The sequence below is a fragment of the Ignavibacteria bacterium genome (genome assembly GCA_016873775.1).
Classification (GTDB): Bacteria; Bacteroidota; Ignavibacteria; order UBA10030; family F1-140-MAGs086; genus JAGXRH01.
This window is the reverse complement of the sequence record VGWC01000029.1, coordinates 22,037-28,827: the sequence shown is the minus strand read 5'-3', so window position 1 is coordinate 28,827 and position 6,791 is coordinate 22,037. Positions and strand designations below refer to the sequence as shown.

8 protein-coding genes and 1 pseudogene are annotated in these 6,791 nt (G+C 37.0%); all 9 read left to right on the top strand.

Annotated elements, in window-relative coordinates; genetic code table 11:
* On the top strand, positions 1-592 hold a 592-nt coding region (locus tag FJ218_05825; GenBank protein ID MBM4166418.1), incomplete at its 5' end, for a hypothetical protein.
* A gap of 103 nt (positions 593-695) precedes the next feature.
* A pseudogene (locus FJ218_05820) lies at positions 696-788 on the top strand (DUF1446 domain-containing protein).
* A 136-nt stretch (positions 789-924) separates the two neighbouring features.
* A complete protein-coding gene (locus FJ218_05815; GenBank protein MBM4166417.1) occupies positions 925-1,230 on the top strand; it encodes a hypothetical protein in 306 nt (101 codons plus the stop codon).
* A 15-nt stretch (positions 1,231-1,245) separates the two neighbouring features.
* Positions 1,246-1,929 (top strand): DUF2318 domain-containing protein, encoded by a 684-nt coding sequence (locus FJ218_05810; protein ID MBM4166416.1) that lies wholly within the window; start codon positions 1,246-1,248, stop codon positions 1,927-1,929.
* 29 nt (positions 1,930-1,958) lie between these two features.
* Positions 1,959-2,309: a heavy-metal-associated domain-containing protein gene (locus FJ218_05805; protein ID MBM4166415.1), complete on the top strand. Its 351-nt coding sequence runs from the start codon at positions 1,959-1,961 to the stop codon at positions 2,307-2,309.
* Positions 2,310-2,412: 103 nt separating this feature from the next.
* The gene (locus tag FJ218_05800; GenBank protein MBM4166414.1) at positions 2,413-2,964 is read left to right on the top strand and encodes a CDP-alcohol phosphatidyltransferase family protein; all 552 of its coding nucleotides are present in this window, start codon (positions 2,413-2,415) and stop codon (positions 2,962-2,964) included.
* A gap of 7 nt (positions 2,965-2,971) precedes the next feature.
* Positions 2,972-3,898, top strand: a complete 927-nt coding sequence (gene ftsY, locus FJ218_05795) for a signal recognition particle-docking protein FtsY (protein ID MBM4166413.1) — start codon at positions 2,972-2,974, stop codon at positions 3,896-3,898.
* Positions 3,895-4,914 carry a dipeptide epimerase gene (locus FJ218_05790; GenBank protein MBM4166412.1) on the top strand — a complete coding sequence of 340 codons (1,020 nt, stop codon included), beginning with the start codon at positions 3,895-3,897 and terminating at the stop codon, positions 4,912-4,914. The genes ftsY and FJ218_05790 overlap by 4 nt, the downstream gene beginning before the upstream one ends.
* Complete coding sequence (gene mutL / locus FJ218_05785) at positions 4,844-6,703, top strand: DNA mismatch repair endonuclease MutL (protein ID MBM4166411.1); 1,860 nt, start codon at positions 4,844-4,846, stop codon at positions 6,701-6,703. Before FJ218_05790 ends, mutL begins: the two co-directional genes overlap by 71 nt.
* The last annotated feature ends 88 nt before the right edge of the window (positions 6,704-6,791 follow it).

Sequence of the window (6,791 nt, the reverse complement as noted above, 5' to 3'; positions counted from 1 at the left end):
CGATTTGATTTTACTTGCTTCGGGAAGTTGGGGTAATACATTTTCGTGGCTCGGAACATTACGTTTGGAAATTGCTCGCAAAAGAAATTTGTTTGACGAATCACAAATGAAATTTTTGTGGGTTACAGAATTTCCAATGTTTGAATATAGCGAAGAAGAAAAGCGTTTTGTGGCAATGCATCATCCGTTCACTGCCCCGAAAAGTGACGATGTGCATTTACTCGATAGCGAACCGAACAAAGCAAGAGCGCGTGCGTATGATTTAGTTCTCAACGGAAATGAAATTGCCGGTGGAAGTATTCGTATTCATTCTTCGGAATTGCAGAGTAAAGTGTTTTCGCTGCTCGGTATTGGTGAAGAAGAAGCGAAACGAAAATTCGGATTTATGCTCGAAGCATTTAAGTACGGAGCGCCGCCACACGGAGGAATTGCGTTTGGTTTCGATAGAATTGCAATGTTGATGAGTAATTCAAAATCTATCCGCGATGTGATTGCATTTCCGAAAACTTCCAGCGCACTTTCATTGATGGACGATGCGCCAAGTGAAGTGGATGAGAAACAATTGAAAGAATTGCATATTAGGGTTGTATAAAAAAAATAATTAGCCACGAATTACACGAATGAATCGCTGATTTGCACGGATAAGATTCGTGAACATCTGTGTAGTATCTGTGTAATTCGTGGTAAAAAAATATATGAAACAAAAAATTCGCATTGCATCGGGACAAGGGTTTTGGGGCGATTTACTTACCGCTCCGATTGACCAAGTTACCAAAGGACACGTTGATTAACTCGCCGAAGTAACGATAACCTGTTTGAAGTGAAAAATTTCTTTATTCAAATTGGAAATTGCATATTCATTATTGTATATTTGTCCACGTTTTTCTAAACATTTTAACAACTATAATCAAAAAAAACACTCTTATGAAAAAACTACTATCTATTATTTCTCTCTTACTCATTGTTGCAGTCGTAACTTCTTTTGCTGAAGAAAAAAATGTCAAAGCAAAAAGCAAAGAAAAACCGAAAATGTCTTGCTGTGCAAAAGATGGAAAAGTAATGAAAGCAACAGACAAAAAAGCAATGGAAAATTGTGATGAATCAATGGAGAATTGTGATGACTCAAAAACACACAAAGAAATGAAGCACAAATCTTCAAAAGTTCAAAAAATGAAAGAAGCAGAAAAAACAGAAACGAAGGAATCAGAAAAGAAAAAAGATTCAGAATAAAATTTCATTGAAATAATGAACTCTCAATGTTCAAATTGCGGAGCATTATTGCAGCGCGACGAGACAATTTGTCCAAATTGCGGTTCGCAAATAGAAATACAAACGCCGTCGCAAGGTATTCCTTCGGCGGCGTTTCAAGTTTCTCGACCATTTTCGAGCAAAGCAAAAACGTTGTATTCATTACTTGCTACAATAATTTTGTTTTTTTTGATTTATGTGTTTTTACATTATCTTCCCGGTGGTCCACATCCGGTAATATCGCAACAGCCGGAAATCGCAATGGCATCTCCATACTTCGGATTGCAACTATCACCTTATGTGTTAAGCAAAAAGGATGTTCAGATTAAAAATGGAATAATACGTTTTGATTTAAACATAGTTCGAGATAAGAAAATTGTACAATTTGTCTATCATAATAGTACATGGGATGAAATTGTACTCGCATATATTTCCCCTGCAGGGAAATTAGTAACCGCAGTTGGAATGTGTGAACCCTGCGGCTCAACTTCATTTTCAACAGATGAAACGGAATTGATTTCAAGTTGCGGGACGAAATGGAAATTGGATAATTTAGAATTTTCTGGCGGATGCGGAGTATGTCAAAAATATCCTCCTGACCCAGTACCAAGTACAATAGAGGGAAATGAGGTTCGTATCAATGAACTTCCGATAAAAAACTGGAAACGCAGAACAGAATAGATTTTTTTACAATAACCTAAACCAAACGTATGAAACAACTATTTCTTTCAATAATTACAATATTCATTTTAACAAGTTGCAGTCAGCAACAAAATCAAACACAAGAACAACCTAAAGTTGAATCGGCTTCAATTGCCGTGAATACGGTAGTTTGCGATATGTGTTCAAATGCAATAACAGAAGCAGTGAAAAAAATTGACGGCGTAAATTCTGTTAATGTTAACGTTGATAAAAAAATTGCGACTATCGAATTCCTTTCAACAAAAACGAACCTTGTTTCATTGGAAAAAGCAATTACTGATGTTGGATATGACGCAAACGATAAAAAGCGAAATCTGGATGCGTATGAAAATCTTCCGGGATGTTGCAAAACAGAATGAGATTGAAAAGGTTGTTTCGGCAGCATTTTTTTTTCAAGATTAAATGACAAGAATGTAAATGAACACCCGTTGAATTTTCCAACGGGTGTTTTTTATTCGTACTATGTGCGTTCATCACCATTGGAATATTTCCAACATACTTTCTGCAAGCAGAATTCTCTTATTGTTTCCGATTGGATGGTTTCTTTTCCAACAAACAGAAAGCGGAAGAAATATTTCACTGATACTAATGTTGTTTGCTATATGTACCGATTTTTTCGACGGATATTTAGCAAGAAAACGAAATCAGGTAACTGATTTCGGAAAAATTCTTGACCCGCTTGCGGATAAAATTTGTATTGGAGTAATTGGTATTGCACTAACCGTTCTCGGAAAAATTCCGCTTTGGTTTTTGTTGCTAATCATTATTCGTGATGTTCTTATTTTTTCCGGAGGAATGTATATGAAGTTTTCCAAAAAAATACTCCTCGTTTCAAACCAAACAGGAAAATGGACGGTTGTCGTTGTTGCTTGCACTATTCTCGTTTCGCTTTTTCAACCGCAAACAATCTCACTACTGTTTACTGTTTTACTCGTCATTAGTTCTGTACTTTTAGTTTTCTCATTTGTTTTATATTTGAAACGTTTTTTAGAAACAATTCACCGCACTTCATAAAATTTCTATGGGATTATTTTCACGGTTAAAAGAAGGACTTGCAAAAACACGCGATACGATTGTTCAGCAAGTAAAAAACATCATTCAAACAAAATCAACAATTGATGATGAACTTCTTGTACAATTGGAAGAAATTTTGCTATCGGCTGATGTTGGTATTGATGCAACGGAAAGAATTATCGAAGGATTACGATTGCGAATAAAAGAAGTAGGATATAAAACTACTAATGATGTTTTCATTTTATTGAACGATGAATTGCAAAAAGTATTTATCAACGAAACATCAAATCCGATTTCAAATCAAGAAAAAATTCGCGTAGTAATGATTGTCGGAGTGAACGGAGTTGGTAAAACGACAACGATTGGGAAACTTGCATACAATTTTACACAAGATGGAAAAAAAGTTCTCATCGCTGCAGCAGATACATTTCGAGCAGCAGCAAACGAGCAACTGGCAATATGGGCGGAACGCGCGGGTGTGAATATTATTCAGCAAGCGCAAGGAGCAGATCCTGCCGCCGTTGCATTTGATGCGCTTCAATCGGCAATTGCAAAAAATATTGATGTGCTTCTCGTAGATACAGCTGGACGATTGCATACCAAAACCAATTTAATGGAAGAATTGAAAAAAATTTCACGCGTAATGAAAAAACTTATGCCTGAAGCGCCGCACGATGTTTGGCTTGTTCTCGATGCTACAACAGGACAAAATGCAATACAACAAGCGAAACAATTTTCTTTAGCAATTGATGTGAACGGTTTGATTCTTACAAAATTAGACGGAACAGCAAAAGGTGGTGTTGTAATTGCAATTCACCAAACATTGAAAATTCCTATCAAGTATATTGGAGTGGGAGAGAGGATTGATGATTTACAGCAGTTCGATGCTAACCAATTTATCAACGCACTCGTTGGTACAGAGTACACACCATGAAATTTTCTTTTTACAAAAAGGAACTGAAACTCAAACATACTTTTACGATTTCCCGTAATTCGCGTTCAGTGCAGGAAGTTTTATATGTAGAATTAGAGCACGACGGAATCACAGGAGTTGGTGAAGCATCTCCTTCAGAACGATATGGCGAAACTATCGAATCCACAATTCAGTTTTTTCAAAAAATAAATCTTGAGCAATTTGATTCTGCTTATGTCGTTGAGGATATTCAAAAATATTTGCAAGCATTAGCACCGGGAAGTTATGCTGGAAAAGCCGCGATTGATATTGCGCTCAATGATTGGATTGGTAAACGATTAAATATTCCTCTTTGGAAACTTTGGGGATTTCGAAAGAACAATTTACCTAAAACCTCAATTACAATCGGTGCAGGGACCATAGATGAAATTATTCAAAAAGTACGCGAAGCACGCGATTATCCGATTCTCAAAGTTAAAGTTGGCGTTCAAAATGATGAAGAAATCATAAGCGCAATTCGCACCGAAACAGATAAAATTATGTATGTTGATGCGAATGAGGGTTGGTCTCCGAAAGAACGTGCGTTGGAAAAAATTAGTTTTATGCGGCAACACGGAGTCGAACTTATCGAACAACCACTTCCAGCGAAAGATAATATTGGAATGTTATGGTTGAAAAGTCGTTCACGTCTTCCCATCATTGCAGATGAAAGTTGCACATCGGTTCACGAACTCCCTGCGTTGAAAGAATATTTTGATGGTATCAATGTGAAATTGATGAAATGCGGCGGACTTAAAAATGCACTTCACTTAATTTATACAGCAAAAAAAATTTTGGGAATGAAAGTAATGCTCGGATGTATGATTGAAAGTTCGGTTGGAATTTCTGCAGCAGCACAACTTTCACCTCTTGTTGATTATTGCGACCTTGACGGAAATATTTTAATTTCAAACGACCCGTTTCTCGGTGTTTCGAACATCGAAGGAAAACTTTTTCTTTCGGATTTGCCCGGAATTGGAGTTCGAACGGCACAATAATTTTTTTCCTTCATTGAATTCTTTCTCAATAAAAATCCTTCCCGAACACGTTGCGAGTAAAATTGCCGCAGGAGAAGTTGTCAATCGTCCGTCGTCGGTTGTCAAAGAACTTCTCGAAAATTCTCTCGATGCTGATGCAACGGAAATTCACATCATCATAAAAGACGGCGGAAAGTCGCTCATTCAAATTGTTGATAATGGAATGGGAATGAGCGATGATGATGCGCTTCTTGCATTTCAACGACACGCGACGAGTAAAATTTCTTCGTTTGAAGATTTAGAACAATTGCATTCATTTGGTTTTCGCGGCGAAGCACTTGCATCTGTTTCTGCAGTTGCACAAGTGGAGATGCGAACGCGAACAAATCAAAACGATGTCGGAACGCTTGTAAAGATTGATGGAAATACTATTACCGAACAATCCAAAATTGCAACAGAAATCGGAACGTGGCTTGCAGTTCGGAATTTATTTTTCAATACTCCCGCACGAAAAAATTTTCTGAAATCGAATTCGACGGAGTTTCGTCATATCGTCAATGTTGTTCAGCGAATTGCAATTGCTTTTCCGAATGTAAAATTTTTCTTTGTTAGCGATGGCGAAAAAATTTTCAGTCTTCCTTCTCAAACACTTCCCGAACGATTGAATGCGTTATTCGGTGAATCGGTTTCGAAAAATGTTCTTCCTGTTTCGGAAGGAAATGAAATAATTTCCGTTGAAGGATTTATCGGTAAACCAACATATTTTCTGAAAACACAAAGCGAGCAATTTTTCTTTTTGAACAAACGCATCATTCAAAGCAAGAATTTATCGCACGCAGTGTTTCAAGGGTATGAAAATATGCTGGAGAAAGGTTCGTTTCCGTTTTTCTGTTTGTTCATCAACATTGATATGAAGAAAGTTGATGTGAACGTTCATCCGTCGAAAATGGAAGTGAAGTTTGATGATGAGAATGGCGTGTATCGTCTCGTTCTTTCTGCGGTGAGGAAAACGTTGAGTGATGGAGAAGTGATTCCTGAATTACTATTTACGAATTCAGATATACGAAGTAGTTTTTCGCAAACTTCATCTGAAACGAAAAGAGATTTTTTTCTTCAATCTCCGCCGCAACAATTTTCGTTTCCTCGTCAAAGTATTTTAAGTTTTACAAAAGAATTTCTTTCTACGATTTCTTCTTCATCAATTGAAAAAGAAATTGAACAAACTTCTGTAACGAAAAGCGAAATAATTCCTCTTCAACAAGTTCACAATCAATACATTCTTTGTGCAGCGAACGATGGAATAACAATAATAGACCAACACGCGGCGCACGAACGAGTTCTCTACGAAAAATATTTGTACTTATTTGAAACAAATGCTCCGTCTTCGCAGCAATTACTTTTTTCTTTGACATTTGAACTCACTTCTGCCGATGCAATACTTGTCAGCGAGCAACAATTGAATTTTGAAAAACTCGGTTTTCAATTAAAGTTTTTTGGAAAGACAACGCTTGTTATTGAAGGAATCCCGAGTGATGTTCGTGTCGGAAGAGAATCGAATATTTTTCGTGAAGTGCTGGATAAATTCAAAGAAGAATTTGCAGTAAAAATTGACGCGCGTGAAGCATTGGTAAAAACGTTTGCGTGTAAAGCGGCAATAAAAAAAGGCGACGCATTATTATACGAAGAAATGCGTTCACTTCTTGAACAACTTTCGCAAACACAAATCCCACACGTTTGTCCGCACGGAAGACCGATTACGTTGAAACTTACATTGCACGAGTTGGATAAAAAGTTTGGGAGGATTTTGTAAATAGAACACAGATGACACGGATGCGACGGATTTATACGGATAAAAAAACAGTGATAATCAGTTTCATCGGCGTCATCCGTGTTCTATT